Source organism: Lentzea sp. NPDC058436 (genome assembly GCF_042721515.1).
Taxonomy (GTDB): Bacteria; Actinomycetota; Actinomycetes; order Mycobacteriales; family Pseudonocardiaceae; genus Lentzea.
The window spans coordinates 991,580-1,018,198 of the sequence record NZ_JBHXLF010000002.1 but is presented as its reverse complement, the minus strand read 5'-3'; the positions used below and the strand labels follow the sequence as shown (position 1 = coordinate 1,018,198).

At 70.3% G+C, this 26,619-nt stretch carries 21 protein-coding genes and 1 pseudogene; 10 read left to right on the top strand and 12 right to left on the bottom strand.

Features of this window, described 5'->3' with window-relative positions; all coding sequences use genetic code 11:
- Nucleotides 1–86: 86 nt before the first annotated feature.
- Genes ACFWN2_RS12015 through ACFWN2_RS12000 form a run of 4 tightly spaced genes read left to right on the top strand, consistent with a single transcriptional unit; the run spans nucleotide 87 to nucleotide 2,745 of the window.
- Entirely contained in the window at nucleotides 87–452 is a 366-nt protein-coding gene (locus ACFWN2_RS12015) for a DoxX family protein (protein WP_382426912.1), read from the top strand.
- 47 nt (nucleotides 453–499) lie between these two features.
- Nucleotides 500–1,207, top strand: a complete 708-nt coding sequence (locus ACFWN2_RS12010; RefSeq protein ID WP_382426910.1) for a spermidine synthase — start codon at nucleotides 500–502, stop codon at nucleotides 1,205–1,207.
- Nucleotides 1,208–1,232: 25 nt separating this feature from the next.
- Nucleotides 1,233–2,363 carry a VanZ family protein gene (locus tag ACFWN2_RS12005; RefSeq protein WP_382426909.1) on the top strand — a complete coding sequence of 377 codons (1,131 nt, stop codon included), beginning with the start codon at nucleotides 1,233–1,235 and terminating at the stop codon, nucleotides 2,361–2,363.
- Nucleotides 2,338–2,745: an SRPBCC family protein gene (locus tag ACFWN2_RS12000; RefSeq protein WP_382426907.1), complete on the top strand. Its 408-nt coding sequence runs from the start codon at nucleotides 2,338–2,340 to the stop codon at nucleotides 2,743–2,745. The genes ACFWN2_RS12005 and ACFWN2_RS12000 overlap by 26 nt, the downstream gene beginning before the upstream one ends.
- 24 nt (nucleotides 2,746–2,769) lie before the next feature.
- Here the strand turns inward: ACFWN2_RS12000 and ACFWN2_RS11995 are convergent, their stop codons facing one another.
- A complete protein-coding gene (locus ACFWN2_RS11995; RefSeq protein ID WP_382426906.1) occupies nucleotides 2,770–4,842 on the bottom strand; it encodes an alpha/beta fold hydrolase in 2,073 nt (690 codons plus the stop codon).
- Nucleotides 4,839–5,912: a class I SAM-dependent methyltransferase gene (locus tag ACFWN2_RS11990; RefSeq protein WP_382426905.1), complete on the bottom strand. Its 1,074-nt coding sequence runs from the start codon at nucleotides 5,910–5,912 to the stop codon at nucleotides 4,839–4,841. Before ACFWN2_RS11990 ends, ACFWN2_RS11995 begins: the two co-directional genes overlap by 4 nt.
- A 104-nt stretch (nucleotides 5,913–6,016) precedes the next feature.
- Here ACFWN2_RS11990 and ACFWN2_RS11985 point away from each other — a divergent pair, with 104 nt between their 5' ends.
- The gene (locus ACFWN2_RS11985; protein WP_382427446.1) at nucleotides 6,017–8,734 is read left to right on the top strand and encodes an ATP-binding protein; all 2,718 of its coding nucleotides are present in this window, start codon (nucleotides 6,017–6,019) and stop codon (nucleotides 8,732–8,734) included.
- A 3-nt stretch (nucleotides 8,735–8,737) separates the two neighbouring features.
- On the opposite strand, the gene ACFWN2_RS11980 is transcribed toward ACFWN2_RS11985, so the two are convergent.
- The 6 genes from ACFWN2_RS11980 to ACFWN2_RS11955 all read right to left on the bottom strand — a co-directional run bounded on the left by ACFWN2_RS11980 (nucleotide 8,738) and on the right by ACFWN2_RS11955 (nucleotide 16,554).
- Nucleotides 8,738–9,643, bottom strand: coding sequence for an arsenic resistance protein (locus ACFWN2_RS11980; protein WP_382427445.1), 906 nt, complete (start codon nucleotides 9,641–9,643; stop codon nucleotides 8,738–8,740).
- Between the two features lie 64 nt (nucleotides 9,644–9,707).
- A complete protein-coding gene (locus ACFWN2_RS11975) occupies nucleotides 9,708–10,010 on the bottom strand; it encodes a hypothetical protein (protein WP_382426904.1) in 303 nt (100 codons plus the stop codon).
- Nucleotides 10,011–10,030: 20 nt separating this feature from the next.
- Complete coding sequence (locus ACFWN2_RS11970) at nucleotides 10,031–10,903, bottom strand: alpha/beta fold hydrolase (protein ID WP_382426903.1); 873 nt, start codon at nucleotides 10,901–10,903, stop codon at nucleotides 10,031–10,033.
- The gene (locus tag ACFWN2_RS11965) at nucleotides 10,900–11,952 is read right to left on the bottom strand and encodes a tartrate dehydrogenase (protein ID WP_382426902.1); all 1,053 of its coding nucleotides are present in this window, start codon (nucleotides 11,950–11,952) and stop codon (nucleotides 10,900–10,902) included. Before ACFWN2_RS11965 ends, ACFWN2_RS11970 begins: the two co-directional genes overlap by 4 nt.
- 57 nt (nucleotides 11,953–12,009) lie before the next feature.
- Nucleotides 12,010–12,891, bottom strand: coding sequence for a LysR family transcriptional regulator (locus tag ACFWN2_RS11960; protein ID WP_382426901.1), 882 nt, complete (start codon nucleotides 12,889–12,891; stop codon nucleotides 12,010–12,012).
- 723 nt (nucleotides 12,892–13,614) lie between these two features.
- On the bottom strand, nucleotides 13,615–16,554 hold the full coding sequence (locus ACFWN2_RS11955) for a BTAD domain-containing putative transcriptional regulator (protein ID WP_382426899.1): 2,940 nt from the start codon (nucleotides 16,552–16,554) through the stop codon (nucleotides 13,615–13,617).
- 270 nt (nucleotides 16,555–16,824) lie between these two features.
- On the opposite strand from ACFWN2_RS11955, the gene ACFWN2_RS11950 reads away from it, so the two are divergent.
- Nucleotides 16,825–18,066, top strand: coding sequence for a nucleotide sugar dehydrogenase (locus ACFWN2_RS11950; protein WP_382426898.1), 1,242 nt, complete (start codon nucleotides 16,825–16,827; stop codon nucleotides 18,064–18,066).
- Nucleotides 18,066–19,160, top strand: a complete 1,095-nt coding sequence (locus ACFWN2_RS11945) for a hypothetical protein (protein ID WP_382426896.1) — start codon at nucleotides 18,066–18,068, stop codon at nucleotides 19,158–19,160. Before ACFWN2_RS11950 ends, ACFWN2_RS11945 begins: the two co-directional genes overlap by 1 nt.
- Nucleotides 19,161–19,260: 100 nt before the next feature.
- Here ACFWN2_RS11945 and ACFWN2_RS11940 read toward each other — a convergent pair whose 3' ends face one another.
- Together ACFWN2_RS11940 and ACFWN2_RS11935 are read right to left on the bottom strand one after the other, a co-directional pair.
- Nucleotides 19,261–21,294 (bottom strand): tetratricopeptide repeat protein, encoded by a 2,034-nt coding sequence (locus ACFWN2_RS11940; RefSeq protein WP_382426895.1) that lies wholly within the window; start codon nucleotides 21,292–21,294, stop codon nucleotides 19,261–19,263.
- A 75-nt stretch (nucleotides 21,295–21,369) separates the two neighbouring features.
- Nucleotides 21,370–21,744: a nitroreductase family deazaflavin-dependent oxidoreductase gene (locus ACFWN2_RS11935; protein WP_382426894.1), complete on the bottom strand. Its 375-nt coding sequence runs from the start codon at nucleotides 21,742–21,744 to the stop codon at nucleotides 21,370–21,372.
- A 63-nt stretch (nucleotides 21,745–21,807) separates the two neighbouring features.
- Between ACFWN2_RS11935 and ACFWN2_RS11930 the strand changes: the two genes are divergently transcribed.
- The 3 genes and pseudogenes from ACFWN2_RS11930 (at nucleotide 21,808) to ACFWN2_RS11920 (ending at nucleotide 24,689) form a co-directional block, all read left to right on the top strand.
- Complete coding sequence (locus ACFWN2_RS11930; RefSeq protein ID WP_382426893.1) at nucleotides 21,808–22,335, top strand: SMI1/KNR4 family protein; 528 nt, start codon at nucleotides 21,808–21,810, stop codon at nucleotides 22,333–22,335.
- Nucleotides 22,336–22,466: 131 nt separating this feature from the next.
- Nucleotides 22,467–24,275: pseudogene (locus tag ACFWN2_RS11925) on the top strand (glycoside hydrolase family 3 protein); the annotation flags it as partial.
- Between the two features lie 24 nt (nucleotides 24,276–24,299).
- Nucleotides 24,300–24,689 (top strand): carbohydrate-binding protein, encoded by a 390-nt coding sequence (locus tag ACFWN2_RS11920; RefSeq protein ID WP_382427444.1) that lies wholly within the window; start codon nucleotides 24,300–24,302, stop codon nucleotides 24,687–24,689.
- A gap of 37 nt (nucleotides 24,690–24,726) precedes the next feature.
- Here the strand turns inward: ACFWN2_RS11920 and ACFWN2_RS11915 are convergent, their stop codons facing one another.
- Nucleotides 24,727–25,245: a VanZ family protein gene (locus ACFWN2_RS11915; RefSeq protein WP_382426892.1), complete on the bottom strand. Its 519-nt coding sequence runs from the start codon at nucleotides 25,243–25,245 to the stop codon at nucleotides 24,727–24,729.
- A gap of 92 nt (nucleotides 25,246–25,337) precedes the next feature.
- Nucleotides 25,338–26,567: an aspartate aminotransferase family protein gene (locus ACFWN2_RS11910; protein ID WP_382426891.1), complete on the bottom strand. Its 1,230-nt coding sequence runs from the start codon at nucleotides 26,565–26,567 to the stop codon at nucleotides 25,338–25,340.
- Nucleotides 26,568–26,619: the final 52 nt, after the last annotated feature.

The following is a 26,619-nucleotide window of genomic DNA, read 5'->3' as shown; positions in this document are numbered from 1 at the left end:
ACACATACATCCGTGTGCCTTTTGCAGCGCCTTCAACACAGACACACCATGAGGCTACGCACAAGAGGTAAGGATCGGAGTGTGCAATGAACATCGCACTGTGGGTGGCCCAGTTCCTGCTGGCGGCGGTCTACCTGGGCAGTGGTCTCGTGAAGCTGCTGCGCTCACGTGAGCAGGTCATCGCGTCCACCGGCGCGTGGGCGAAGGACTACTCCGACTCGGCGGTGAAGGGCATCGGCGCGGTCGAGGTGCTCGGCGCGATCGGCGCGGTCCTGCCGTGGCTGACCGGCATCGCCCCGGTCCTGACGCCGATCGCGGCGGTCGGGCTGGTGGTCGTCCAGGTCGTCGCCATCCGCGTCCACGTCAAGATCGGTGACACGAAGACGTTGCCCGTCAACGTGATCCTGTTGCTGCTGGCCGCGTTCGTCGCGATCGGCCGGTTCGCCGGCTGACCCGGTCACCCGATCGGGTCCTGGCCCACGGGGTACCGTGCCGTCGCATGAGTGCTCGGTTCCAGGAACTCGACTACCGCCAGACCCCGCTCGGTGAGCTCTCCCTGCGGCGCCGGCTCGAACCCGGCACCGGCAGGGAGATCCACGAGATCAAGCTCAACGAAGAGTTCCTGATGTCCAGCCTGTTCGTCGTCGCCGAGGTCGAACTGGCCCGTCTCGCGCTCGCCGAGCTCACCGGTGACTCGCTGAACGTCGTCGTGGGCGGGCTCGGCCTCGGCTACACGGCGCAGACCGTGCTGGAGGACCCGCGCGTCGGCTCGTTGCTGGTCGTCGACGCACTGAGCGAGGTGATCGAGTGGCACGAGCACGGACTCATCCCGGCGGGCAAGACCCTCGCGGCCGACGAGCGGTGCCGGTTGGTGCACGGTGACTTCTTCGCCCTGACCCGCTCCGGCCAGGGCTTCGGCCAGACCGGGGAGCTCGACGCGATCGTCGTCGACATCGACCACTCCCCGCGGCACCTGCTGCACCCCAGCAACGCCGACTTCTACGGATCCGAGGGCGTCCGGCGGCTGGCCGAGCAGCTCAGGCCCGGCGGGGTGTTCGCCCTGTGGTCCAACGACCCGCCGGAGGACGAGTACGCCGCCACCCTCGCGACGGCGTTCACGAACGTGCGGGCCGAGGTCGTCAGCTTCCCCAACCCGTTGCAGGACAGGGACTCGACCAACACCGTCTACCTGGCGCGGCGCCGCTGACCCATTCGCCGCAACTTCGCGGATCGTGGTTTGGGCGGAGACGGCAGCGGGCAATGGACCGCTCATGATGGCGTCGTACTGGGAGACCGCACGGACCGGTTTCCTGGCGTTCGTGGGTGTCGGGCTGATGGTCCTCGTGCCCCTGGTCCTGTTGCACTACTTCCGCTTCCGGCGGGTCGAGCCGCGCAGGGCGTTCGTCTTGTACGGCCTGCTGGCCTACGGACTGGTCGCGCTGGCGCTGATCTTCCTGCCGTTCCCGCGCGACGTGGCGAACCTGTGCACGGGCGAGCAGATGCTGTCCACGGTCCCGTTCCAGTGGGTCACCGACATGAGCAACAACATGGCGGCCAACGGGCGTTCCGGCATCCTCGCGATGGTCAAGTCGCAGGCGTTCCTGCAGCAGCTGTTCAACGTCGCACTGTTCGTGCCGCTGGGCATCGTGCTGCGCAAGGCGTACGGCAAGGGGCCGCTCGCCGTCATCGCCATCAGCCTCGGGCTGTCACTTGCGATCGAGGTCGTGCAGTACACCGGCAACCTCGGCTTCTACCCGTGCCCGTACCGGATCGCCGACGTGGACGACCTCATCTCGAACACCTTCGGCGGCGTGCTGGGGTGGATGATGGCGCCGGCCGCGTTCGTCGTGCCGCGGGTGCCGTCGTCCGACGAGTCGACCGCACCGCCGACCACCGTGACCATCCCCCGCAGGCTGATCGGCCTGGTCGCCGAGCTCGTGCTGGTGATCGTCGTCGCGAAGCTGTGGCTGCACTCCGACCCGCGCTGGGCCGTGTGCGTGCTGGTGGCGTTCCGGGTCGTGCTGCCCGCGGCGGCGAACGGGATGACGATCGGCGGGATCCTGCTGCACTACCGGATCCGCTCCGAGGACGGCTCACGTGCCAACCCGCTCCAGCACTTCCTGCGCGAGTTGCTCGGCTTCACCGGTTTCATGGCCTACGCGACGATCGTGTCGCCGCTGGTCGACATCGGCTGGTGGGACCTGATCGTCGTGGCGCTGTTCGTCGGCGGGGCGTTCGTCCTCCCGGTGTTCCGCCGTGACCAGCGCGGATGGCACGAACAGGTGGCTCGGACGCGCGACGTGTTCGCCGTGAAGGAGACCGGGTACCCCGAGCGCCATGACGACGTACACGCACACAGCTGAGGCGGACATCCCGGCCGACACCCTGTTCGAGTTCCTCGCCGAGCCCCGCAACCTGCCCCGCTACTTCCCGCAGATGACCGCCGCCGAACCCGAGGGCGGCGAGCAGGTGCACGTGGAGGCAGAGGTGCACGGCCACCACGTCGAGGGCGAGGCGTGGCTCCGGCCGGACGCCTCGCGCCGGACGCTCGAATGGGGCGCCGAGGGGCCGGACGACTACCACGGCGAGCTGCAGGTCGAGGAGGTCGCGCCGGGGCGGTCGCGCCTCACGATCAGCCTGCACAGCGTGCGGGAGGCGCAGGGCGACGAGGTGCAGCGCGGGCTGGAGCAGACGGTCGCCGTGCTCACCCAGACCGCGGCCGCCGACGACCGGGCGAACGACTAGGGCGCCCAAGCCGCCGAACGTGGCCTACAGCAGGTCGGCGAGCAGGGCCGCCGCACGGGACGCTCCGTCGGTCTCCACCTCCCGGTAGCCGACCTCGCGCCCGATCTCCTCGGCGATCGCGACGGCCAGGCCCTCGCGGTCGGCGACCTCCTCGTAGGTCATGCACCGGCCCGCTCCGTAGCGTTCGAGCCGGTGCCGGACGTGGAAGTTCTGCTCGAAGTGGTGCCGCAGCGGCACGAAGAGGAACGGGCGGCGGGCGGCCGTCAGCTCCATGCAGGTGGTCAGGCCGCCCTGCACCACCGCCAGGTCGCACGTGGCGAGGTGCCGTGGCAGGTCCGGCAGGTAGCCGTGGACCTCGACGCCGTCCTGGCTCGGCAGCGAGTCCGGATCGATGCGCGGTCCGGTGACGACGAGGAACCTGAGTCCCGGCACCTTGCGTCGTGCGGCGGGCACGGCGTCCAGCACCCGCCGCAGCAGTGACTCCCCCGCCCCGGAGCCGCCGACGGTGACCACGCACAGCTTCTCGCCGGACTCGCGCGCCGCCTGCTCGGCGGGCGGGTCGAATCCCGTGATGTAGCCGCAGAAGTCGAAGTTCTGCTCCGTCCACTCGCGAATCGCGGGCAGGCCCTCGCCGAAGTGCAGCGGGACCACGTCGTCCGGGTTGCCGACGAACACCGACCGGTCGCGCACGCGGCGGTACCGTTCCCGCTGCTCGATCATGTCGAGGTTGTAGTCGGCGGCCAGACGCTGCTCACGGTCGCCGCCGTCGGGCATCGGGAGCCAGCCGACGAAGTCCGTCAGCCAGGCGAACGAGAACCGCTTCAGCTCGGGGTTCTCGTGCAGGAAGTGGTCGACCTCCCAGGCCTCGTCGCCGATCACCAGGTCGTACCGCTCGGCCTCCAGCAGGTCGTGGAACACCATGAAGTTGTTCACCAGCACCGCGTCCAGGCGCCGGAACGCCTCGAACACGTGCAGGTCGTGCTCACCGGCGTCGTCCTCCACGTGCGACGACTCGTTCGCGAGCCACGCGGACGCCGGGTGGATCCGCTCCCCCGCCGGTCCGAGCACCTCGGTCACCGGGTGCTGCGCGAGCCAGTCGATCTCCAGTCGCGGGTGGAGCTTGCGCAGCTCGGTGGCGACGGCGAGGTCGCGGCGGGCGTGGCCGAGGCCGATCGGCGAGCTCAGGTACAACGCCCGCGGCGACCTGACCCGTGACACCCTTCTTCGTTCCACGACCGGGTGCACCCGGTCCACGAACTCCTTGACCAGCAGGTTGATCCGCACCGGGTCCCTGGCGTGCACCCCGTGCCCGGCGCCGTCGACCAGCACGAGCGAGCCGCCGGTGAGCTCGGCGAGGCGTTCACCGATGGCGTGCGGGCGGATCAGGTCGGCGGTCCCGTGGATCACCAGCACCGGGCAGCGGACCTCGCGGCAGGCGTCCTCGATCGACGCCGAGGCGAGCCGTCCGGCGGTCGTGTCCACCAGCGTGGCCGGTTCGATCTCGCGCGCCCACCGCACGGCGTCCTCGATCTGCCTGGTCGAGTGGGGCTCGTGGAACATCCTGGCGAAGAACCACTCGGTGAAGTCGTCGTAGCCGCCGTTCAGCCAGTGCTGCCGGCTGTACTTACCGTCCCCCGACTCCCAGGTCCGTCTTTCCTCCTCCTGGACGCCGATGAGCGACCCGCTGGCCGGGCCGATCGCCACGATTCCAGTGACGCGCTCCGGGTGGCGTGCGGCGGCGAGCACGGACCAGGCGTCCCCGCGCGACAACGCCACCAGCACGGCCCGTTCGGTGCCCGTCGCGTCCAGGACCGCGATCGCGTCCTCAGCGCATTCAGCGTCCACATAGGACTCCGCGCCGACCGGTCGGTCGGACTCGCCGGAACCCCGGCCGTCGAACGTGACGACCCGGAAGTGCCGTGACAGGAACGGAACCTGCGCCTTCCAGAACCTCGACGGCACGATCGACCACGTCGGCATGAGCAGCACGGTCGGCCTGCCGGGGTTCTCGTAGACCCGGAACGCGAGCCGCACCCCGGCGCGTTCGGCGAACCCGGACCGGTCGGCCTCGCGCACCGGGCGCGGCTCGGCGTTCACGGGCGGACTTCGAGGACCTGGTTGAACGGCGTCTGGGCCACCCCGGCGAACCGGGTGAACCCGCCCGCCACCGCCACGTCACGGATCCGCGCGGGCCCGGCCTGCGTGCCGAGCGCCAGACCGACGTCCTGCGACAACGAGGCCGGCGTGCACAGCAGCGTGGAGAAGCCGTAGTAGGCGCGGCCGACGGGGTTGAGGTTGTCCTCGACGTGGTCACCGGCCATCGGTTCGACGATCATCCAAGTGCCGTCGGACGCCACCGCGTCCCGCACGCGCTTCGCCGCACCGACGGGGTCGCCCATGTCGTGCAGGCAGTCGAACATGGTCACGAGGTCGTAGCCCGTGCCGCTGAAGTCCTTGGCGGACGCCACCTCGAACGTCACGCGATCACCGACGCCGGCGACCTCCGCGCGTTCGCGGGCGATTCTGACCGACTCGGGGTGGTAGTCCGATCCGGTGAAGGTGGAGTTCGGGAAGGCCTGTGCCATCAGGATCGTTGATGCGCCGTGGCCGCAACCGACGTCGGCGACCCTTGCCCCGGCGCGCAGTTTGTCGGTCACGCCGTCGAGCGCGGGCAGCCAGCCCTCGATCAGGTTCGCCGCGTAGCTCGGCCGGAAGAACCGCTCGCAGCCGAGGTGCACGTCGGTGCTGTGCTCGTGCCAGCCCACCCCGGACCCGCTGCGGGCGGCGTCCAGCACGCGTCCGGCGTCGTGCACGGTGCCCAGCGCGATCTGGAACATGCCGGGCAGGAACGCGGGGCTGTCCTCGACCGTGAGCGCCACCGCGTGCTCGACCGGCAGCGCATAACGCCCGGTCGCGGGGTCGTAGGTGACGTAACCGCCGGCGGCCTGGGCGTTGAGCCACTCCCGCACGTACGGCTCGGCGGTGGTGCTGCGGTCGGCCAGTTCGGCGGGGCTCACGGGCTCGCCGTCGGCCATCGCGCGGTAGTAGCCGAGCTTGTCGCCCATCACGACGAGGGCGGCGTTCAGCGTCGCGCCGACCTCGCCGACGGCGCGGAACACGAACTGCATGAGCTTGTCGGTGTCGACCTCGGGTCTTGTCGTGGTCATCTGCTCTTCCCTCCGTGTGAGGGTCGGAACCTATGAGCGCCAACGGGACAGCCGCATCAGGTGCCCACCTAGGGTTTCGCGGACCTACACTCCCCCGTGTGCTGATGGGGCGCGACTCGGAGCGGCACCGGATCGAGCGACTCGTCGCGAGCGCTCGGATCGGGCACGGCGGCGCCCTCGCCATCACCGGCGAACCCGGTGTCGGCAAGACCGCACTGCTGCGGTTCGCGGCCGAGTCCGCCGTCGGCATGAACGTCCTGCAGGCCGCCGGCAGCGAGTCCGAGAAGGAGATCCCGTTCGGGGCCCTGCACCAGGTGCTGCGGCCCGCTCTGGACCGCCTCGACGAGATCCCCGCACCTCAGGCACAGGCCCTGTCCGTCGCGCTCGCGTTGCGTCCGGGGCCCGCCATCGACCGGTTCGCGGTCGGCGCCGCCACGCTGAGCCTGCTCTGCCGGTTCGCCGAGGAACGGCCGGTCGCCGTGCTGCTGGACGACCTGCACCTGGTCGACCGGTCGTCGGCGGACGCGCTGGCGTTCTCGGCGCGCAGGCTCGTGGCCGACCCGATCGTGCTGCTGGCGACCACCCGCTCACCGGACCCGCCGCTGCCCACGCTGGCGTTGACCGGCATCGACCTCGCGGCCGCTGGCGAACTGGTGTCGAGCCGGTCGGACGTGGCGGTGTCGCCGGAGTTGATCGCACGGCTGCATCGCGCGACGGCAGGCAACCCGCTGGCGTTGATCGAACTGGCGGGTTCCCGGCTGGAGCACGTCTCACCCGAGGCGCCGCTGCCGGTGTCCGCGGCGCTGGCCCGCGCGTTCGCCTCGCAGGCGCGGTCGCTGAGTGTTGAAGGTCAGGCGGCGCTGGCGGTGGCGTCGGTGGCGGGCAACGACCTGCGGGTGGTGGCGTCGGCGTGCCGGGTGCTCGGGGTCGCGGTCGACGCGCTGGCAGAGGCCGAGAGCGCCGGGCTCGTCCGGATCGCCGACGGAAGGGCCGAGTTCCGGCACCCGCTGATCCGCGCGGCCGTGTACGGGGACGCCGATCCGCAGCGCCGCCGGGCGATCCACCGCGCGGTGGCCGAGGCGGTGGGCCCGCACGACGCGGACCGGCGCGCGTGGCACCTGGCCGAGGCCGCCGTCGGGCCTGACGCCCAGGTCGCCGACCTCCTCGTGGAGGCTGGGCGTCGTGCGCACGAACGCAGTGCGCACGACGTCGCGGCCGCTGCGTTCGAACGGGCAGCGCGGCTGAGCCCGGACGTGTCCCGGCACGCCTCGTTGTGCGTGGCGGCGGCGGAGTCGGCGTGGCTGGCCGGCGAGACGAGACGGTCCGTCTCGTTGTTGGACGAGGTGGCCGGCGCAGCCCTTCCCAACGAGACGAGACGGTCCGTCTCGTTGTCGGGCGAGGCCGACACGGGCAGCCGCCTGCGAGCCGTCGAACTGCGAGCGGCGATCGCGGCCCGCACCGGTTCGCTGACCGAGGCCCGCGACCTCTGCCGGATCGCCGCACGGGAGTCCGCCGACGCCGACTCCGCCGTCATCCTCCTGGCCGACGCCGTCCACGCGTGCTTCTACCTCGGCGACACCAGGTCCGGCGTCGAACTGGCGCACGAGATCGAGGCCGCGCTGGACCGCGTGACGACACCGAAGGCGCGCGGTCTCGGGCAGATGGCGGCGGGCGTCGCGCGGATCCTCGCCAACCGCGGCGGTGCCGGCCAGATCCGGGCGGGCGTCGACCTGCTCGCCTCCACCGGGCTGCTGCGCGACGACCGGCGACGGCTGTCGTGGCTGATGATCGGCCCGTTGTTCCTGCGCGACGCGGACTCCGGCGAGGACCTGCGCCGCGTCGTCGCGGACGCCCGCGCGGAGACCGCCGTCGGAACGCTGCCCGCTTTGCTGTTCCACGTCGCGCGGGACGAGGCCACGACGAACCAGTGGGTCCGCGCCGGGGCCACCTACGACGAGGCCACCCGGCTGGCGCGGGAGACCGGGCAGGAGACCGACCTCGCGATGTGCCTGGCTGGGCTCGCGTGGCTGCGGGCGCGGCTCGGCGACGAGGAACGGTGCCGTGCGCTCGTCGCGGAGGCGTTGCCGATCTGCCGCGACCGCGACATCCACATCGGACGGGTCTGGTCGCTGTTCGCGTTGGGAGAGCTGGAACTGGGGCTCGGCGACCCGCTCAAGGCGTTGGCGCACCTGGAAGAGCTGGCCGCCCTGCTCGACGACCTCCAGCTCACCGACCCGGACCTCTCCCCCGCTCCCGAACTGACCGACGCCATGGTGCGGCTGGGCCGGCGCGACGACGCCTGGCTCGTGGCGCGGCGTTACCTGGCCGAGGCCGCCGCGAAGGGCCAGCCGTGGGCGATGGGCCGTGCCGAACGGACGATCGGCATGCTCAGCGAGGACGGCTTCGACACCCACTTCGAGGCCTCTTTGCGTTTCCACGAAAGGACTTTGGACGACTTCGAGACCGCCCGCACCCGGCTCGCGTACGGCGCCCGTCTGAGACGGGCCCGGCGGCGGGTGGACGCCCGGCCGCACCTGCACGCCGCGCTGGAGACGTTCGAGAACCTGCGCGCGGCCCGGTGGGCGGACCTCGCCGCGGTCGAACTGGGTGCCACCGGCGAGACGATCGAGCGCAGGCCGAGAAGCGAAACCCTTACGCCACAGGAGTTGCAGGTCTCGCTCCTGCTCGCGGAGGGCAAGACCACCCGCGAGGTCGCCGCCGCGCTGTTCCTGAGCCCGAAGACCATCGAGTACCACCTGCGCAAGGTCTACACGAAGCTCGGCATCCGCTCACGTGCCGAGCTGGCCGACCGGCTGCCCTGACGCTCACGGCACCAGCCGCGGCACCACGCGCACATAGACGACCATACCGACCACCTCCACCAGCGTCTGCGCGACGACGACCGCGGCGGCGACGTCGTCAATGGCCAACGCAAGGGGCAGCACGACCAGCGAGTTGCGCGTGGCCCCGGTGAACACGACCGCCCGAGCACCCGGCACGTCCAGGCGGAACAGCCGCGTGACCGCGAGCCCCGCGAACGCCATCACGACGAGGAACACCACGTAGAACGGCACCACACCCGCGACCCGCACCAGGTCGTCGCCGAGCTTCGGCACCTGCGACGCCACCACCGTGAACAACGTCGCGGCCATCAGCGGCACCATCGACGTGCTGATCCTCCCGATCAGCCTCCCCGCCCACGCCTGCGTGAGCCACGCCAGGACCAGCGGGATCACGATCAGCACGACGAACGCCTCGACGAACGGCCCCGGCTCGACCACGGCCAGGTCATCGCCGAGGAAGAGGACCAGGTAGCCCGGCAGCAACACCATCTGCGCGAGGAGCAGCAACGGTGTCGCCGCGAGCAGCCGCCGGCTGTCGGCGCCCGCCAGTCCGCTGAACACGATCACGTAGTCGACGCACGGCGTGAGCAGCACCAACAGCACGCCCATCCGCACGGCCTGGTCGGCGGGCAGGAACGCGAACATCGCGGCCACCACCAACGGCACCACGGCGAAGTTCACGACGAGCGCGGCGCCGAGGAACCGTCCCGGCCGCAGCGACCGCCCGAGTTCGGCGACCGGGACCTGCAGGAACGTCACGTACAGCAGGACGGCCAGCACGGGGTTGATGAGGTGTTCCAGCGTCGGTCCCGCGCCCGGCGCCACCCACCCGGCCACGCCGCCGGCCGCCAGCGCGCCGAGGTAGACCGCTACCTGGTGACGTTCCATCCCCGCGACGAAGCCCGGCACAGCACCCTCCTGATCGGATGATCAGGACGCTATCCCGCCCGGCTCACCTCACCGCCAGCGCGTCGAGCACCTCCGCCCGCGAGTCCGGCACCGAGATCGCCAGGCTCACGCCGTCACCGGTCATCGTCAGGTCGAACGTGAAGAACGAGCAGCAACCCGTCTCCCGCACCGCCAGGTCCGCCGCACGCGCCGCGACCTCGGGCCTCGGTTCCAGTTCCACCACGAGCCGCGTCCTGCTCGGACGGTGGCGCGCAGCCCCGGCGAGGAGGTCGTCGAGCTCGGCCACGCGGAACGGCCTGTCCGCTGTCGGCAACGTGCACGCTTCCGGCACCCACGCGTCGTCCATGCCTCAACGGTAGGCCTCCGTCAGGACTTGAAGAACTCCTTCAGCGCGGCCGCCACCTCGTCCGGCCGTTCCTCCGGCAGGTAGTGGTCGCAGTCCAAGGCCTGCCCGCGGACGTCCCGCGCGTACTGCCGCCACACGTCCAGCACGTCGTAGTGGCGTCCGACGAAGCCGTGCTCGCCCCACAGCGCCAGCAGCGGCGCCTCGACCAGCCCGCCCGCGGCGTCGTGTTCGAGATCGATGCCGGCGGCGGCGCGGTAGTCGGAGCAGGACGCGGCGATCGCGGCCGGGTCGGAGAAGCAGCGGACGTACTCCTCGACGGCGGCCGGGTCGAAGGGCTCGCCGCCGCGGTGCCGGGCGTTCATCCGGGTGGTCAGCCAGAACCTCGGGTCCGCGCCGATGAGGTGCTCGGGGATGCCGTTGCCCGCGGCCAGGAAGAACCAGTGGAAGTAGCCGAGGCCGAAGTCCTTGTCCGCGTGCTCGAACGTGTGGCGGGTGGGCACGATGTCCAGCACCGCCAACGCTGACACGGCCTCGGGCGCGTCCAGGGCCAGCCGGTGGCCGACCCTGCCGCCGCGGTCGTGGCCCACGACGCCGAACCGGTCGAAGCCCAGTGCGTTCATCACCAGCAACTGGTCGTGGGCCATCCGGCGCTTCGAGTACTCGTGGTCGCCGGGGCCGGGTGCGGGCTTGTCGCTGTCGCCGTAGCCGCGCAGGTCGGTGAGCACCACCGTGTGACTCGCCGTGAGCTGCGGGGCGACGCGGTGCCAGATCACGTGGGTCTGCGGGTAGCCGTGCAGGAGCAGCAGCGGCGGGCCGTCACCGGCGATCGCGCACCGGATGCGCACGCCGTCCGCGTCGACCGTGCGGTACGAGAAGGGCAGGGGGACGCTCATCGGCACCACTCCAGCAGGGCCTCGGTGAACTCGCCGGTCGACGCGGTTCCGCCCAGGTCGGGCGTGCGGACCGGGGTCCGGGCGAGGACGTCCGCGATCGCGCGCTCGACCTCGGCGGCGGCCTCGGGGTGGCCGAGGTGGTCGAGCATCAGCGCGGCCGTCCAGATCGCGCCGAGCGGGTTGGCGACGCCCTTGCCCGCGATGTCGGGCGCGGAGCCGTGCACCGGCTCGAACATCGACGGGAAGTCGCGCTCGGGGTTGATGTTCGCGGACGGCGCGATGCCGATGCTGCCCGCGACCGCGGCGGTGAGGTCGCTCAGGATGTCACCGAAGAGGTTGGAGCCGACGATGACGTCGAACCGCGCCGGATCGAGGACCACCTTGGCGCACAACGCGTCGATGTGCTCGGAGTTCACCGCGACGTCCGGATAGGACAGTGCCTTCTCCGCCACGACCTCGTCCCAGAACGGCATGGTGTGCACGATGCCGTTCGACTTGGTCGCCGACGTCACGTGTCCGCGCCGTTGCCCGGCGAGCCGGAACGCGTAGTCGGCGATGCGCTCCACCCCGGCACGGGTGAAGACCGACTCCTGCACGGCCATCTCCTCGGGGAAGCCGCGCCCGAACCGCCCGCCGACCTCGCTGTACTCGCCCTCGACGTTCTCCCGCACGACGACCAGGTCCATCGAGGCCGCCCCGCGCACCGGGCTGTCGACACCTTCGAACACCTTGACCGGCCGCAGGTTCACGTACTGCCGGAAGCTCCGCCGGATCGGGATCAGCAGTCCCCACAGCGACACGTGGTCCGGCACCGAGGGATCACCGACCGCGCCGAGCAGGACAGCGTCGTGGTGGCGGATCCGGTCGAGGCCGTCGGCGGGCATCATCGCGCCCTCCTCGACGTACCGGGCGCAGGACCAGTCGAACTCGTCGTAGGCGAACGAGACGCCGTGCCGCGCGCCGACGGCGTCGAGCACCCGGCAGGCCGCGGGCGTGACCTCCTGCCCGATGCCGTCCCCCGGGATGAGCGCGATGCGGTGAGTGACCATGAGCCCGATGACACCACCGATCACCCGGCGGCGTCCAAGACGTGACTCCACCCGGCGTTAGAGGCTCAGGCTATGAGCGACGTGGAGGAACGCGCTCGCCGCGGGCGTCAGCTCGCCCTGGCCCGAGACCAGGGCCAGGTGCAGGTGGCGGGCGGGTTCGAGGTCCAGCACCAGCGCACCGGCCTGGCGCGCGAGCGGAGCCCACGAGTCGGCGAGCACGGCCATCCCGACCCCGCCGAGCACCAGCGGCAGGATCGCCTCCCGGTGCTCGGTCTCCACGACCTCGGTCAGCTCCACCCCACCCGCCCGGATCTCGTCCACGACCCGCCGCATGCCGGTGCCGGGCTGCCCGACGATCAGCCGTTGCCCGGCCAGGTCCTCGTGCCGCACGACATCACCCGCCGAGAACGGCCCGCCCACCGGACAGACCAGCACGAACCGCTGCCGCCCCAACTGCCGCACCCTAACCCGCGCGTCCCGCAACGGCTCCCCGGTCCCGAGCAGCCCCAGCTCGGTCCGTCCACTCCGGACCTCGCCAATGACGTCCTCGGCCGTGAAAGCGGCACGCACCGCCACCGACAGCCCGGGATGCTCCTCGGTGACAGCCTTGATGATCCGCGCGAGCGGCTCCACGGACTGCGACGGCATGGCCACGATCTCCACCCGCCCGATCCGCAGGTCAGCGACCTCGGCGACACTCGCCCGCGCCGTCGCGAGCACCCGCACGACCTGCCGGGCGGGCCCGATCAACGCCTCGCCGGCGTCGGCCAGCACCAGCCGCCGCCCGACGCGGCGGAACAGGTCGACGCCGAGGTCGCGTTCGAGGGCGCGGATCGCCTGGGACAGGGACGGCTGCGCCACGTGCAGGGCGGCGGCCGCCTTGTTCACCGTGCCGTGGTCCACGACGGCGAGGAAGTAGCGCAGCTGCCGGACGTCCATCCTCCGCAGACTAACGGGCCGCAGCGGACCTGCCGGGCAAGCCGAGGGCTCTCCGCACGGCGAGCGCTCGTCGAGATGACGATTGAGCGCATCCGACTTATGCACCCATGACAATGCGATATAGACGCAGCCTGTGGATAAGTCTTCAAACGGGGCGACCGCTCTTCAGTCCGGACCGAAGGCCTTGAACAGTATCGAACAGCTGAATTTCCGCCGGAACCCCGCAGAACCGAGCGGCGGTCGCGTAACATGAAAATCCCCGGCCCGAGAGATCCGGACCGGGGAGTGAAGCGGTGCTTCGTGTCGTCGCCTGCTCGCGACGACCAGGGGTTAGCCGAACTTCATCGACCAGGTGCTGAGGACAGTAGCGATAGTGCTGTAGCCGACGGTCAGCCACTCGGCGGGCGTGCTCGTACTCATGAGCACGGCGCCGAGCAGGCTCAATGCGACCGCTGCGGCAATCCTGGAACCCTTGTTCAATTTGATCCTGTTCGGTGGTTGGACCCCCGACAAAGATCAATCTTCGCAGGCAGCGGAACCCGGCCGCACGCGGGTCCCACCTAGCGCAACCACCACTCCTCACCAGGGGATTGGTCAAGACCAATCCGGGGGCGACAGCGTCGACTCGTGATCAATTCGCAATAGCGGGAGCACACACTGTGGGCTCTCCATCAGAATGGCGGACACCCATTCTGATGACGCGAAAATTCCAATTCGTGGCGACTACGGCATGATTTCGCCAATGATCTTTTCGTCGACCGCGGAGGAAGGACGTGACAACGGGATCTCAGGTTGTCCGGCTAGTTCGAGTTCGTCCAAGTGAGCGGCGATCGCGTTCGCGCGGCTGTCTCCGATGTCGCGAAACGCCAGGAAGCAACCCTGCCACCGCTGGACCGCCAGCTCCCGCTCGCCGGCCCGCCAGTCGATCTGACCGAGGACGTCGAGGGCCATCGCCTCCACCTCGCGGTCCGCGCCCTCGCACAGCTCGATCGCCCGGGCCGCGTAGTACCGGCCCAGCTCCAGGTCGTCCGCCTTGACGATGGCGGCGAGCAGTGTCAGGGCACGCGCCTCGCCCATGCCGAAGTGGGCCTGCTGGAACAGTCCGATCGCGAGGTGGCAGTTGCCCTTCGCCCCGAACGAGTCACCGAGGTCGAACGCGATCTGCGCGAGTGCGAGACGGCTGCGCGCCTGACCGAGGCTGTCACCGAGTCTCTCCCTGAGATGCAAGGCCTCGTACAGCCGCGAGGTGGCCTCGTCCAGCCTGCCGCCGCGACCGCACGCCACGCCCAGCCGGTGCAGGATGCCCGCCCTGGTGTCCTCGGTGACGGCCAGGCTCAGCGCTTCCTCGTACATCTTGATCGCACGAGGAACGTTGTGCGCTCCGCTCATGCATTCGGCTTGGTTGCGCAGGAGCACGGCAAGGGTCTCGGGGTCGTCCCGGTCGCCGAAGATCGTTCGCGCCTCTCGGAAGCAGCGATCGGCGGACTCGTGGTCGTGCCTCGCCGTCATGTGGACGAATCCGAGGTTCTGCAGCGTGTCGACCACGTCACTGATCTCACCGCACTCCCGCGCGGCGGCGGCGCCCGCCTCCATCACGGCGACCACCGTGTCGTTGCGCAGATACCGGAGGAAGAGCTCACCCACGGAATTCGCCAGGCGCCAGATGTGGTCGGGGTCGGCGACGTGTTTGATCACCCCTACCAGTGCCGCCTCCTCCTGCAGGCACCACCGGGCGACCTCGTCCTCGTCGGCGAAGTGCCTGGGCATCACGTCAGGAGGGAGCGCGAGCATCGGCACCTCCTCCCGGAATCCGACGACGCGGCGGTCGGCGTTGTGGACGGTGTGCGTGTACCAGGCGAGCATCCTGCTCACCGCCGCGACGCGTTCGACTGGATCCTCGTCGCGCTCAGCTCGTTCTGCCGCATATTCACGCAGCAGGTCGTGCATGCGATAGCGGTCGCCGTCCGCCGATTCCACCAGCCTCGTCCACACGAGAGAGTCGACGAGGCGACGTGCGTCCTCGACTGCGGCACCAGCGAGTGCGGCCACGATGTCGAGGGAGACCTCCCGCACCGGATGAAGGCCGAGCAGCCGGAAGAGCTTGGCCTGCTCCGCGGACAGGTTGATGTACGAGAGCTCGAAGGCGTTGCGGATGCTGCCCGCCGATCCGTCACCCAGCGAGAGCAGCGCTCGGCCGGTGGCGAGAACGCGGACGAAGTCGTCGAGCGATCTGCGGGGCTGGGCCGCGATCTGTTCACCGATCAGCCCCATCGCGAGCGGCATGCCGTCGGCCAGTTCCGCCAGTCTCGCCACCGCTTCAGGAGCTTCCGACGCCCTGGAGCCCAGACGGTGGTGCAGCCAGGCGGCTGTGTCGTCCTGACTGAGCGGGGAGACCGTCAGACAGCGGGCGTGGTAGTGGACCGCGAGATCGCTCAGGCGGGCCCGGCTGGTCAGGAGCACGACGCAGGTCGACAGCGCCGGCAGCAGTGGGCGGACGTGGTCGGTGTCGGCGACGTTGTCCAGAATCACGAGCATGCGCCGCTGTGCCAGCAGTTCGCGCAGGCGCGTGGTCCTGGCCTCCAGCGACGGGATCGAGTCCGCTGCGACACCGAACTCGGCCAGCAGGTCCTTCACGACCTGTGCGGCCTCCACGCGGGGCCCGTGGGCCACACCGTCGAGCGAGGCGAACCAGTAGCCGTCGGGGAAACGCCCGCACACCGACCAGGCCCACTGCAGGGCCAGGGTCGTCTTGCCCACCCCTGGTGGGCCGTCCAGCGCGATCAGGCGGGGTTGGGGATGACCGAGATCGTTCAGCTCCGCCAACAGGTCCTCGTGGCCCGTGAACGAGGTGGCGCTGTGAGGGAGGTAGCGCGGACACGGCCCGGAGGCGCCCGAAGCCGTGCGCGGGATGTGCTTCAGGCGCAGTTCCTCGTAGAACGCCAGCAGCTCGTCCTCCGAACCGTCGCAGATCTCCGCGACGATCCGGCGTCTGACGTTGCGGTGGTAGCTGGCCGCCTCGACGCGTTTGCCCAGGCCGAACAACGCCACCAGCCGATGCCTGGCGAGCATGAGGTCGAGGTCGTGCTCCGGCTGGATCTCGTTGAGGTGCAACAACATCTGCTCGTAGCGGCCGAGCCTGCCGAGGCTGTACAGGAGTCCGTTCATCGCGGTCAGGTAGTGAAAGCGGACCGCCGAGTCGCGGCGGTGGAACGCGAGATCGCTGTCGAGGTCGGCGAACAGTTCGCCGTCCCACAGGCTGATCGCCCTCTCGGAGATCTCGCACGCCTTCTCGTGGTCCGGCGGCGACTGGCGCGCCGCCTCCTTCGCCTTCCGCGCCAGTTCGATGAACGCGAAGTAGTCGATCGTGGAGCGGTCCACGTCCAGCCGGTACGCGCGTTCCACGTTGGAGATCACGCCCGGCAGACCGGCTTCCCGCAGCGCCGCCTTGACGCGCGCGACGTAGGTCTGCAGGGTCGGGTAGGGATTGCTCGGAACGTCGTCCGCCCACACCCACTTTTCCAGCGAACGCACCGAAACGGGCTTGCCCGCGTTGAACAACAGCACCGCGAGAACGGCGCGTTCTTTCGGCTTCCCCCAGTCGTGGACGAAGCCGTCTGCCGTCCTCAGGCCTGTGCGCCCGAGAATCCTGAATGCGATCTCCACCCGCGCCACCCCTCGCCAGGTGCATCTCTCCCGTGAGCAGTGTGCTCTCGTTCCGAGGCGCTTTCCAGCGATGTTGCGCATTCGAAGCCTGATCGGCGTACTGAAAGCACTCTGAAACCGCATGCAGTCCAGCGCGGTTGGAAAACGCTTCCACCATCGCGGGGACATGGCTTTTCACCTGCGCGTTCAGCGGATGCAGGTGATGCGGAAAGCCATTTGAGCAGAGTCACACCGCACCTTGGTGTCCACAAACCCATTAGGAGGTGCGTTGTGGACATCATCGACATCACCGTCATCGGACTCGGCTTCACCGGATTGCCGACCGCCGTCGCCGCCGCGCGGTCGGGTCTGACCGTTCTCGGTGTGGACGCGAGTGCGGAACGAGTTCGCGAGATCACCGAGCAGCGGCCCGGTTGCGGGCTCACGACAGTCTCCGAGCACGAGCTGAATTCCGCGTTGGCGAGCGGACGGCTTTTGTTGCGGCACAACGCACAAGGAATTCCGCACGCGAACGTCTACGTGCTGTGCGTGCCCACGCCGGCGGATCGGCACGGCAGGCTGGACGTGTCCTTGCTGGCGCAGGCGGCTGACGACGTCGCCAAAGCCATGCGGCCGGGCGCGTTGGTGATCGTGCAGAGCACTTGCGCGCCGGGGACGGTCGAGGAGGTGGTGCTGCCGCGGATCGCGGCCACGTCGGGACTTTGCGCAGGGCTCGACTTCCACCTGGCCCACTCCCCTGTGCGCACGGATCCCGGCAACGTCACCGTGGACACAGTTCCGCGGGTCGTCGCGGGATACACGCCGCGGTGCACCGAGCTCGCGGTCCGCTTCGTGAGCCGGGTGGCGCGCAGGGTGGTGGCCGTCAGTTCGACGCGCGCCGCCGAGCTGGTGAAGATTTTCGAGAACACCTTCAGAATGGTGAACATTTCCCTCGCCAACGAGCTCGCGGCTCTGTGCCGGGCGCAGCGCGTCGACGTCGAGGAGGTGCTGGAGGCCGCGGGCAGCAAGCCGTACGGGTTCCTGCGGCACCGACCGGGGCCTGGGGCCGGCGGCGACTGCGTTCCGGTGTCGGCGGGTTTCTTCACGGCCAGCGCGCGGCGGCACGGGCTTCACTCGCCGGTGGTGGAGGCGGCCATCGCCGTGAACGACGCGATGCCCGCGCACACCGTGCACCGGGTCCGGATGGCGCTCGCGGCGCGCGGGCTGCCGCCGTTGCGGCGCAGCCGGGTGCTGGTCGCCGGCGTGACCTACAAGCCGGACACCGCGAACGTCCGGCAGTCCGCCGCCGTGCGGGTGCTCAACGAACTCGCGGGCGAAGCGGAGGTGGCCTACCACGACCCGTACGTGCCGAGCCTCGTCCTCGACAACGGCGTCACGCTCGTGTCCCAGCCCGTCTCGGCGCCGGCCGACCTGGTGCTGGTCATGACGAAGCACGAGGCCCACGAGCCGGTGCGACGCGACGACGTCCCGGTCTTCGACTGCTCGTCGGGCGACCCGGTCGAGGTGCGGTGATGTGGGAACCGTTCGGTCTCGGCGCCGCGCGACGGGTGACGGTGCCGGAGTGCCGTCAGGTGCTGGTGCTCGTGCCGCATCTCGTCGCGGGCACCAGGCTGATGGACGTGCTCCCGCTGCTCGCGGGCGATCCACGGGTGCAAGTGGTGTGCACGGTGCCCGCCGGATCACCGCCGGGGACGGCCGAGTTCGTCGCGGCCCAGGGCGTCGCGTCGACTCCGTGGGAGAACGCGCTGCGGCACCGGTTCGACCTGGTCGTCGCCGCCAGCCACCGGGGCACCGATCTGGTGCACGGCCCGGTCGTGGTGCTGCCGCACGCCGCGAGTGCGGCGAAGTCCAAACGCCTGCACGGGCACGGCCTCGACCGGGCCTCGCTCACCCGCGCCGGCCGGGTCGTGCCGGAGGCGATCGTCCTGACGAACGACGAAGAGCTGGCACTGCTCGCCGACGCCTGTCCCGAGGCGGTGCCGAACGCGGTGGTGGCGGGGGACATCTGCCTCGACCGGCTGCATGCGAGCCTGCCCTTCCGCGAGCAGTACCGGGCCGCGGCGGGTGTCGAGCCGGGCGAGACCCTCGTGACGATCAGCTCGACCTGGTCGACGAGGTCGACGTTCGGCAGCCGCCTCTCCCTGTACCGATCCCTGTCCCGGGAGTGCCGGACGGCCGCCGTCCTGCACCCCAACATCTGGCAGGTGCACGGTGCGTGGCAGGTGCGGGCGTGGCTGGCCGACTGCCCGGAGCTGATCGTCGTGCCGCCGGAGGAGGGCTGGCGGGCGATGGTCGTCGCCAGTGATGCCGTCGTGGGCGACCACGGTTCCGTGACGCAGTACTCCGCTGCCCTCGGTGTGCCGGTCGTCCTCACCGGCACACCGCAGGTCAGGCCGGACAGCCTCGCCGATCGGCTGGCGCGCGGGGCGCCGCAGCTCGACGCCGGCAGAGCGGTCGTCCAGCAGGCCCGCCGGGTGCCGCTGACGATCAGCTCGCGGCAGGGCGAGGCGGCGGTCGTGCTCCGCCGGACGATGTACCGGCTGCTCGGACTGTCCGAGCCGTCGCGCGACTGCCGTGCCGAACCGGTTCCGGTGCACCGTGTCTGACGGTGTGGTGCGGGTGGGCGACCTTCTCGTCGTGGACGCCGGCCGCGCGGAGAACCGCTGGCGCAACCTCGCGGACGTCCTGATCTGCCCGCCGGCGCGGTCAGCGGGGGTCGCGCTGCTCCTCGCCGGTCGGCTGCTCCGGGATCACCTCGGCTGCGAGGCGGTGGTCGTGCCGCTCCAGCAGCGCCCTGACCCGGACGGCGCCGGGATCGGCCGGATCGCGGAAGCACGCCAGCGCGGCGGTGTAGTGCTCCCGCGCCTGGTCGTGGTCCTCCGCGAGCGTGCCCAGCAGCACCAGCACGTCAGCGCGGTCGAAGGGTGAGGTGCGCAGGTCGTTGCTCGCCGAGTCGAGCAACGACCTCGCTCGATCGGCCTGGCCGGCATCGGCACAGGCCTGCGCGAGGAACGTCCTCACCCGTGCCCGTTCGATCGGATCGGTGAGGAACGACTCCGCCAGTTCGAGCTCCGCGATCGCCTCGTCCGGCCTGCCCAGTTCGATCAGGGCCTGGCCGATCCGCCTCCGCGCCATGCCGACCCCGCGATCGCGGCCGCGTTCCAGACGCACGTCGAGGGATTTCCGGTAGCAGGCGAGCGCGGCGGCGGGGTCTCCTCTGTCGAGATGCACCCGGCCGAGCATCGACAACGCCATCGTCTCGCTCACCGGGTCGTCGAGACCGGCCGACAGCACGGCGTTCAGTTCGCTGACGGCGTCCTCGTGGCGACCGAGGTTGACGTAGGCCATCGCGAGCTGAGCTCCCAGCCTCGCGGCCGCCAGCGGGTTTCCCGACCGGTGCGCGGCCGGTATGGCGAGCTGGTGGGTCTCCAGCCAGTCCGCGTAGTGGTGGCCCTTGAGGAACAGGTGCCACATCGGTTCGCACAGCTGCCACACCAGGTCGGGCCAGCCCCGCTCGTGCGCACACCTCATCGAGGCGACGATGTTCGCCCGTTCGAGCTCCAGCCATTCGACCGGATCCTCCGCCATCGGACGAGCGTCGTGGTAAGCCGGTCCGACTCGCTGACTTCCCGGCATCGCGGCCAGATCAGCGGACACCGCCGTGGCGACGTACCACCGCAGCACCCGCCGCAGGCCGTCGTCACGGACGGCGTCCACCTTGCTGCGCGCATGGGTCCGGAGCATGTCGTGGTAGCGGAACCGGTTGTCGCCGATCTCGCTCAAGAGGTTCTTCTCGACCAGGGCTTCCAGAGCACCCGAAACGTCCCGCACCGGCTCACCGGCCATCGCGGCAGCGGCCTCCGCGCCGAACCGCGCGCCGGGGAGCCAGGCGCACAACCTGTACAGGCGCGACTGCCGCACCGGCAGGTCCACATAGGACAGGTCGAGCACCGCGGCCACGGACGCGTCCTCGTCCAGTTCGGGCAGGCGGTCGTCGCGCAACTCGTCCAGCTCCCGTCCCAGCGATCGGCGCGGCCGTGCCGAGAGCCGTGCGCCGACGACCGACAGCGCGACCGGCAGTCCGCCGCAGAGCCTGGCCAACTCCCCTGCCGCGTCGGGTTCGGCCGCGAGCCTGCCGTCCTGCACCAGTTCCTGGAGCAGTCGCACGGAATCCCGCTGTCCGAGCGGCTCCACCTCCACGAACCTCGCGCCGTCCGTGCCCAGGGGGCTCAGCCGCCACCTGCTGGTCACCACGACCGTTCCCGAAGCCGGCAGCAGAGGTCTCACCTGCGCGGACGACACGGCGTTGTCGAGCAGGAGCGAGAACCGGAGTCCGGCCGTGACCGACCGGAACAGCGCCTGCTTGGCCGCGAACGACGCCGGCACGTCCCGCAGCCCGAACGCGTGCAGGAACCACTCGAGCGCGTCCTCCGGATCGACCGGCCCGTCCGGTGCGTGCGCGCCCAGGTCGACGTAGAGCTGACCGTCGGGGAACTCGGCGCTCCGGTCGTGCAGCCACCTCAACGCGAGCGAGGTCTTGCCGACTCCGCCAGGGCCGCTGATCACCAGCAACGGCCAGCCGTCCAGCGCGGCCAGCTCGTCCTGCCGGCTGACGAAGCAGCGCGGCGCGGGCGGTAGCTGGAACGGCACGGGTACCGGCTCCTGGTTGTGCAGGTGCACGGTGCCGATCGACGACGCCTGCACCACCCTGCCCGCACTTCCCGACATCACATTTCGCACTGGCCCCGCCTCCCCGTACGTCCAAGCTACGGCTTGGAGGGCTGCGAAATCAGCCATCACACGGGTAGCGGCGCGTCACTTCACGGCGAGGTCCATCCGGAGGAACTCGGTGACGCGGAGCACCTTGGGCGGCCGCTTGACCTCCTCGCCCAGCGCCGCGAACGCCTCCTCCTCCCCCACCACGCGAGGCGAGGTCAGGTCGACGTCCTCGCCGTTGACCGTGAGCGTCGCGTGCCCGGCCGCCATGACGTTGCGCACCCAGTCCGAGCCGGAGCCGTAGACGAGGACGACGAGGTAGCCGCCCTCGACCCGGTGCGCCTCCATCGGTGTGCGATAGGGCATTCCCGAGCTGCGGCCTACGTGGGTGAGCACCGCCCACCTGCCGTTCTTGATCGCGCGCGGGTTGAACACGCGCTTGTTGATGTGACCCCACCACCTGGGCATCGGCATGTCTGACTCCTCTCCTGGTCCAAGACGCCGCCCGCTCGCGATCCGTTGAAGTAGCGTTCGCGCGTGGAGATCACTGACGACCGCGCCTTCCCCGCCGCGCTGGCCGCTCTCAGCGGCATCGACTTCCCGTGGAGCGAGAATCCCGACGAGGGCAGCATCGACTACGAGCCGTACCAGGAGTTCGACTCCGCAGAGGAGACGACCGACTGGATCCGGTCCTGGACCGGGAACAAGGAGTTGGACGGTGCCGCGTTCCGGCCGTTCGGGCAGGACGGCACCGGTGGGCTCGCGGTGCTGTGGCTGGTGCGGCCGGGGCCGTTGACCGCTCAGCCCGTCGTGTTCCTCGGGTCGGAGGGCGAGGTCGGGCCCGTCGCGACGAGCCTCGGTGAGTTCCTGTGGTTGCTCGCGGGCGGGGTCGGGCCGCAGGAGGCCGTCGAGTTCGGGTCCGACAGCGGCGTGCCGCATGCGGAACTGCGCGCGGTCGCGGAGAAGTACTCCGGCATCGAGCCGCGCACGCCCGCCGAGGTGCTGGCCGCGGCACGGGCGGAGTTCCCCGACTTCGAGGAGAAGGTCCAGTCCTGGTGCCGTTAGGCGCCCTGAGGGGAACCGGAACCAGGACCGGTTCCCCTTTGGTCTATACCACTGTTAACACGCGGGTTACGCTCGGCGAACCCTGTTGTGCCGCAAGGTAAACAGGACCTCATCCCCCGGAGGTCTGCCCTGTGAGAAAGTTCCTCGCGGCCGCACTTCTGCTCAGTGCCGCCGTCATCCCCACCGGTACGGCCGCCGCGGCCGACCCGATCTACAAGGACCCCGCGCAGCCGGTTCCGGCTCGCGTCGCCGACCTGCTGGGCCGCATGTCGCTCGACGAGAAGATCGGGCAGATGACGCAGGCCGAGCGCAACGCGGTCAGCAACGCCGACCTGACGAACTTCCGGATCGGGTCGCTGCTGTCCGGCGGTGGTTCCGCGCCGTCGCCGAACAACGCCACGTCGTGGGCGGACATGTACGACAACTTCCAGCGCGCCGCTTTGGCCACCCCGCTGGGAATTCCCATGATCTACGGCGTGGACGCCGTGCACGGCCACAACAACGTCGTCGGCGCCACGATCTTCCCGCACAACATCGGCCTCGGCGCGACGCGGGATCCCGCGCTGGTGCAGCGGATCGGGCGCGCGACGGCCGAGGAGGTGTCGGGCACCGGCATCGACTGGGACTTCGCGCCTTGTCTGTGCGTCGCCCGCAACGACCGGTGGGGCCGCACCTACGAGTCGTTCGGCGAGACGCCCGAGAACGCGACGTCGATGACCACGATGATCACCGGCCTGCAAGGTGCGAGGCTGTCGGACTCTGGTTCGGTGCTCGCCACGGCCAAGCACTGGATCGGTGACGGCGGCACGACCGGCGGCACCGACCAGGGCAACACGCAGGTCAGCGAGGCCGAGCTGCGCGCGACGCACCTGCCGCCGTTCCGCGAGGCCATCGCGCGCGGCGTCGGGTCGGTGATGATCACCTACAGCAGCTGGAACGGCACGAAGCTGCACGGCCACAAGTACCTCGTCACCGACGTGCTGAAGAACGAGCTCGGCTTCGGCGGCCTCGTCGTGTCGGACTGGAACGCGATCGACCAGATCGACGGCCAGCCCGGCTTCACCGCCGCCGAGGTGCGCGACTCGATCAACGCGGGCCTCGACATGATCATGGTGCCGGCCGCGTGGCGCACCTTCATCACGTACCTGAAGCAGGAGGTGCAGGCGGGCCGCGTGCCGATGTCGCGCATCGACGACGCCAACCGCCGCATCCTCACCAAGAAGTTCGAGCTCGGCCTGTTCGAGAAGCCGCTGACCGACCGCACCTACACCTCGACCGTCGGCAACGCCGCCCACCGCGCGCTGGCCCGCGAGGCCGTGCGCAAGTCGCAGGTGCTGCTGAAGAACCAGAACGGCGTGCTGCCGCTGCCGAAGACCGCGTCGAAGATCTTCGTGGCGGGCAAGAGCGCGGACAACATCGGTTACCAGAGCGGCGGCTGGACGATCTCCTGGCAGGGCGGCAGCGGCCCGGTCACGCCGGGAACCACTGTGCTGCAAGGCATCCGCTCGGCCGTGTCGTCGTCCACGACGGTGACGTACAACCGCAACGGCAGCGGCATCGACGGCACCTACAACGCCGCGATCGCCGTGATCGGCGAGACCCCGTACACCGAGGGCGCGGGCGACCGGCCGGGAACCCTGGGCCTCGACGCCGAGGACATCGCGACCCTGAACACGTTGCGCGCCACCGGTGTCCCGGTCGTGGTGGTGCTCGTCTCCGGGCGCCCGCTGGACATCGCGGCGCAACTGCCCCAGTGGCACGCCCTGGTCGCGGCCTGGCTGCCGGGCACCGAGGGCAACGGCGTCGCGGACGTGTTGTTCGGCGACTACAAGCCGACCGGCACGCTGCCGTTCACGTGGATGCAGAGCGCCTCCCAGCAACCGATCAACGTCGGTGACGGCAAGGCTCCCCTGTTCCCGTACGGCTTCGGCACGCAGTTCCCCGCCACGCAGAACGCCTACGGCATCATCGGCGCCTCGTACTACGACGAGCAGCGCGGCACGCAGGTCGAGCGGTGCACCGACTCGGGCTGCGGGCAGAACGTCGGCTACCTGACGCCGGGCGACTACGTCGCCTACGCGGACGTCGACTTCGGTGCCACACCACCGACCTCGGTGACCACGCGCCTCGCGTCCGGCTCGACCGCGAACGGCACCCTGCAGTTCCGGCTCGACAGCCCGACCGGTCCGGTGGTCGCGACCGTCCCGGCGGCGAGCACGGGTGGGTGGCAGACGTGGACGAGCCGCACGGCCGCGGCCTCGGGAGCAACTGGGGTGCACCGGTTGTACCTGGTCGCGACCGGCGGCACGGGTGGTGACCTGGCGAACGTGAACTGGTTCCAGTTCGCCCGCTAGCAGTGCGGCTGAACGGGGTTCCCGACGGGAGCCCCGTTCATCGGCTTACCTTCACGCGGTCGCGCAACGCCACGTAACCGCCCGCGAGCGCCGCGGCCACCACGGCTCCCGCGCTGTTGTTGAAGAAGTCCTGCGTCTCGCACAGCCCACGCCCGACGATCGGCTGCAGCAACTCGATCGCCGCGCTCGACGCCACCGCCGCCACCAGGACTGCGAGCGGACGGCGCGTCGCGAGCACCGCGCACCACACCAGAGGCACGAACAACAGCACGTTGAACTGCTCCGACACCCCGTTCAACGAGAAGCCGTTGAAGGTGCAGAACTGGTTGCCCACCAACGCCCAGCTCGGCTGGGACCGCCAGAACGTCAGCGCGAGCACGAGGCCGAGGAAGATCCCCGCGAACGCGGAGGGAACCGGCCGCCAGCCGAACCTCCGCGCCGCGAACCACGCGCCGGCGCCCAGCGCCACCGCTCCGAACACCAGACCGCCCGCGGTCAGCGGATCCGACAACACGAACACGACGGCGTCCAGCGACCACCGCAGTTGGTCCAGCACAGCTCAAAACCCTCCGCCCCCAACGGAATCCGACACGCGAAGCCTACTGCGCTGGCGAGCGGCGGCGGGGTTTCGGGCATCTGGCCCAACGGTCAGCCGGCGGACCCGATCGCCTCGTCCAGGATCTCCAGCCCCATCGCCAGCTCCTCCTCCGACGCCGTCAGCGGAGGCGCGATCCGGAACACCCCGCCCATCCCCGGGATCTGCACGATGTTCATGTGCAGCCCCAGGTCCAGGCACTTCTGGGTGATCGGCGCGCTCAACGACTCGTCCGCGATCTCCAGGCCCACCAGCAACCCGCGCCCGCGGACGTCCGACACCAGCGAGTGACGGGACGCGATGTCGTCCAACCCGTTGCGCAGGAACGCCCCGAGCTTCGCCGCCCGCTCGTCGAGGCGTTCCTCGTGCAGCACGTCCAGCACGGTGTTGCCGACGGCCGCGACCAGCGGGTCCGACACGTGCGTGGTGAAGAACAGGTAGTTGCGGGCGTGCGCCTCCGCCTCGATCTCGTCCGAGGTGATCACCGCGGCCAGCGGCAGCCCGGCACCCAGCGTCTTGGACAGCGTCAGGATGTCCGGCACGACGCCGTCGCGTTCGAACGCGTACCAGTTGCCCGTGCGGCACAGGCCGGTCTGCGCCTCGTCCATGATCAGCAGCATTCCGCGCTCACGGCACTTCGCCTGCAACGCCGCGAAGTACCCCGGCGGCGGCTCCAGGATCCCGCCCGACGAGAGGATCGGCTCGACGATGCAGGCGGCCAGCGAGCCGACCGACTGGGCGTCGATCAGGTCGAACGCCAGGTCGAGCTGCGCCTGCCAGTCACCGGTCGGCGCCGGGATGGCGAAGTTGCCGGGCGTGGCGGGACCGTAGCCCTTGCGGCCCGCGCTGTAGGTCGCGGCGGCCGCGGCGGCGGTCATGCCGTGCCACGAGCGGGCGAACGCCACGACCTCGTGCTTGCCGGTGACGAGCTTGGCCATGCGCAGCGCGGCCTCGTTGGACTCGGCGCCGGTGGTCAGCAGCTGCACCTTCGACAGCGAGGGCGGCAGCGTCTCCGCAAGCCGTCGCGCGAGGTCCACCACCGGGCGGCTGAGCATGCCGCTGAACAGGTGGTCGAGGTTCGCGATCTGGCGCTGCACCGTCTCGACGATGCGCGGGTGCGAGTGGCCGAGGATGGCGCTCATCTGCCCGGACGTGAAGTCCAGGACCCGGCGGCCCTCCTCGGTGAACAGGAAGCTCCCCGACGCGCTGTCGATGATCTCGCGCGTGAACGTGCCGCCGTAGCGGACGAGGTGGCGGTCGACGTCGTCCCAGAAGGTGTCCATGCGAAAAACGCTAGGACGCGCCGAGCGACAGGTCCATCTCACAATCCCACGC

Coding starts and splice junctions, on each gene's coding strand:
- ACFWN2_RS12015 (WP_382426912.1), top strand. CDS start 87: ATGAACATCGCACTGTGGGTGGCCCAGTTCCTGCTGGCGGCGGTCTAC.
- ACFWN2_RS12010 (WP_382426910.1), top strand. CDS start 500: ATGAGTGCTCGGTTCCAGGAACTCGACTACCGCCAGACCCCGCTCGGT.
- ACFWN2_RS11965 (WP_382426902.1), bottom strand. CDS start 11,952: ATGGTCACTCACCGCATCGCGCTCATCCCGGGGGACGGCATCGGGCAG.
- ACFWN2_RS11985 (WP_382427446.1), top strand. CDS start 6,017: ATGGGGCGCGACTCGGAGCGGCACCGGATCGAGCGACTCGTCGCGAGC.
- ACFWN2_RS11970 (WP_382426903.1), bottom strand. CDS start 10,903: ATGAGCGTCCCCCTGCCCTTCTCGTACCGCACGGTCGACGCGGACGGC.
- ACFWN2_RS11935 (WP_382426894.1), bottom strand. CDS start 21,744: ATGCCGATGCCCAGGTGGTGGGGTCACATCAACAAGCGCGTGTTCAAC.
- ACFWN2_RS11980 (WP_382427445.1), bottom strand. CDS start 9,643: ATGGAACGTCACCAGGTAGCGGTCTACCTCGGCGCGCTGGCGGCCGGC.
- ACFWN2_RS11990 (WP_382426905.1), bottom strand. CDS start 5,912: ATGACCACGACAAGACCCGAGGTCGACACCGACAAGCTCATGCAGTTC.
- ACFWN2_RS11945 (WP_382426896.1), top strand. CDS start 18,066: ATGTGGGAACCGTTCGGTCTCGGCGCCGCGCGACGGGTGACGGTGCCG.
- ACFWN2_RS11960 (WP_382426901.1), bottom strand. CDS start 12,891: ATGGACGTCCGGCAGCTGCGCTACTTCCTCGCCGTCGTGGACCACGGC.
- ACFWN2_RS11975 (WP_382426904.1), bottom strand. CDS start 10,010: ATGGACGACGCGTGGGTGCCGGAAGCGTGCACGTTGCCGACAGCGGAC.
- ACFWN2_RS12000 (WP_382426907.1), top strand. CDS start 2,338: ATGACGACGTACACGCACACAGCTGAGGCGGACATCCCGGCCGACACC.
- ACFWN2_RS11910 (WP_382426891.1), bottom strand. CDS start 26,567: ATGGACACCTTCTGGGACGACGTCGACCGCCACCTCGTCCGCTACGGC.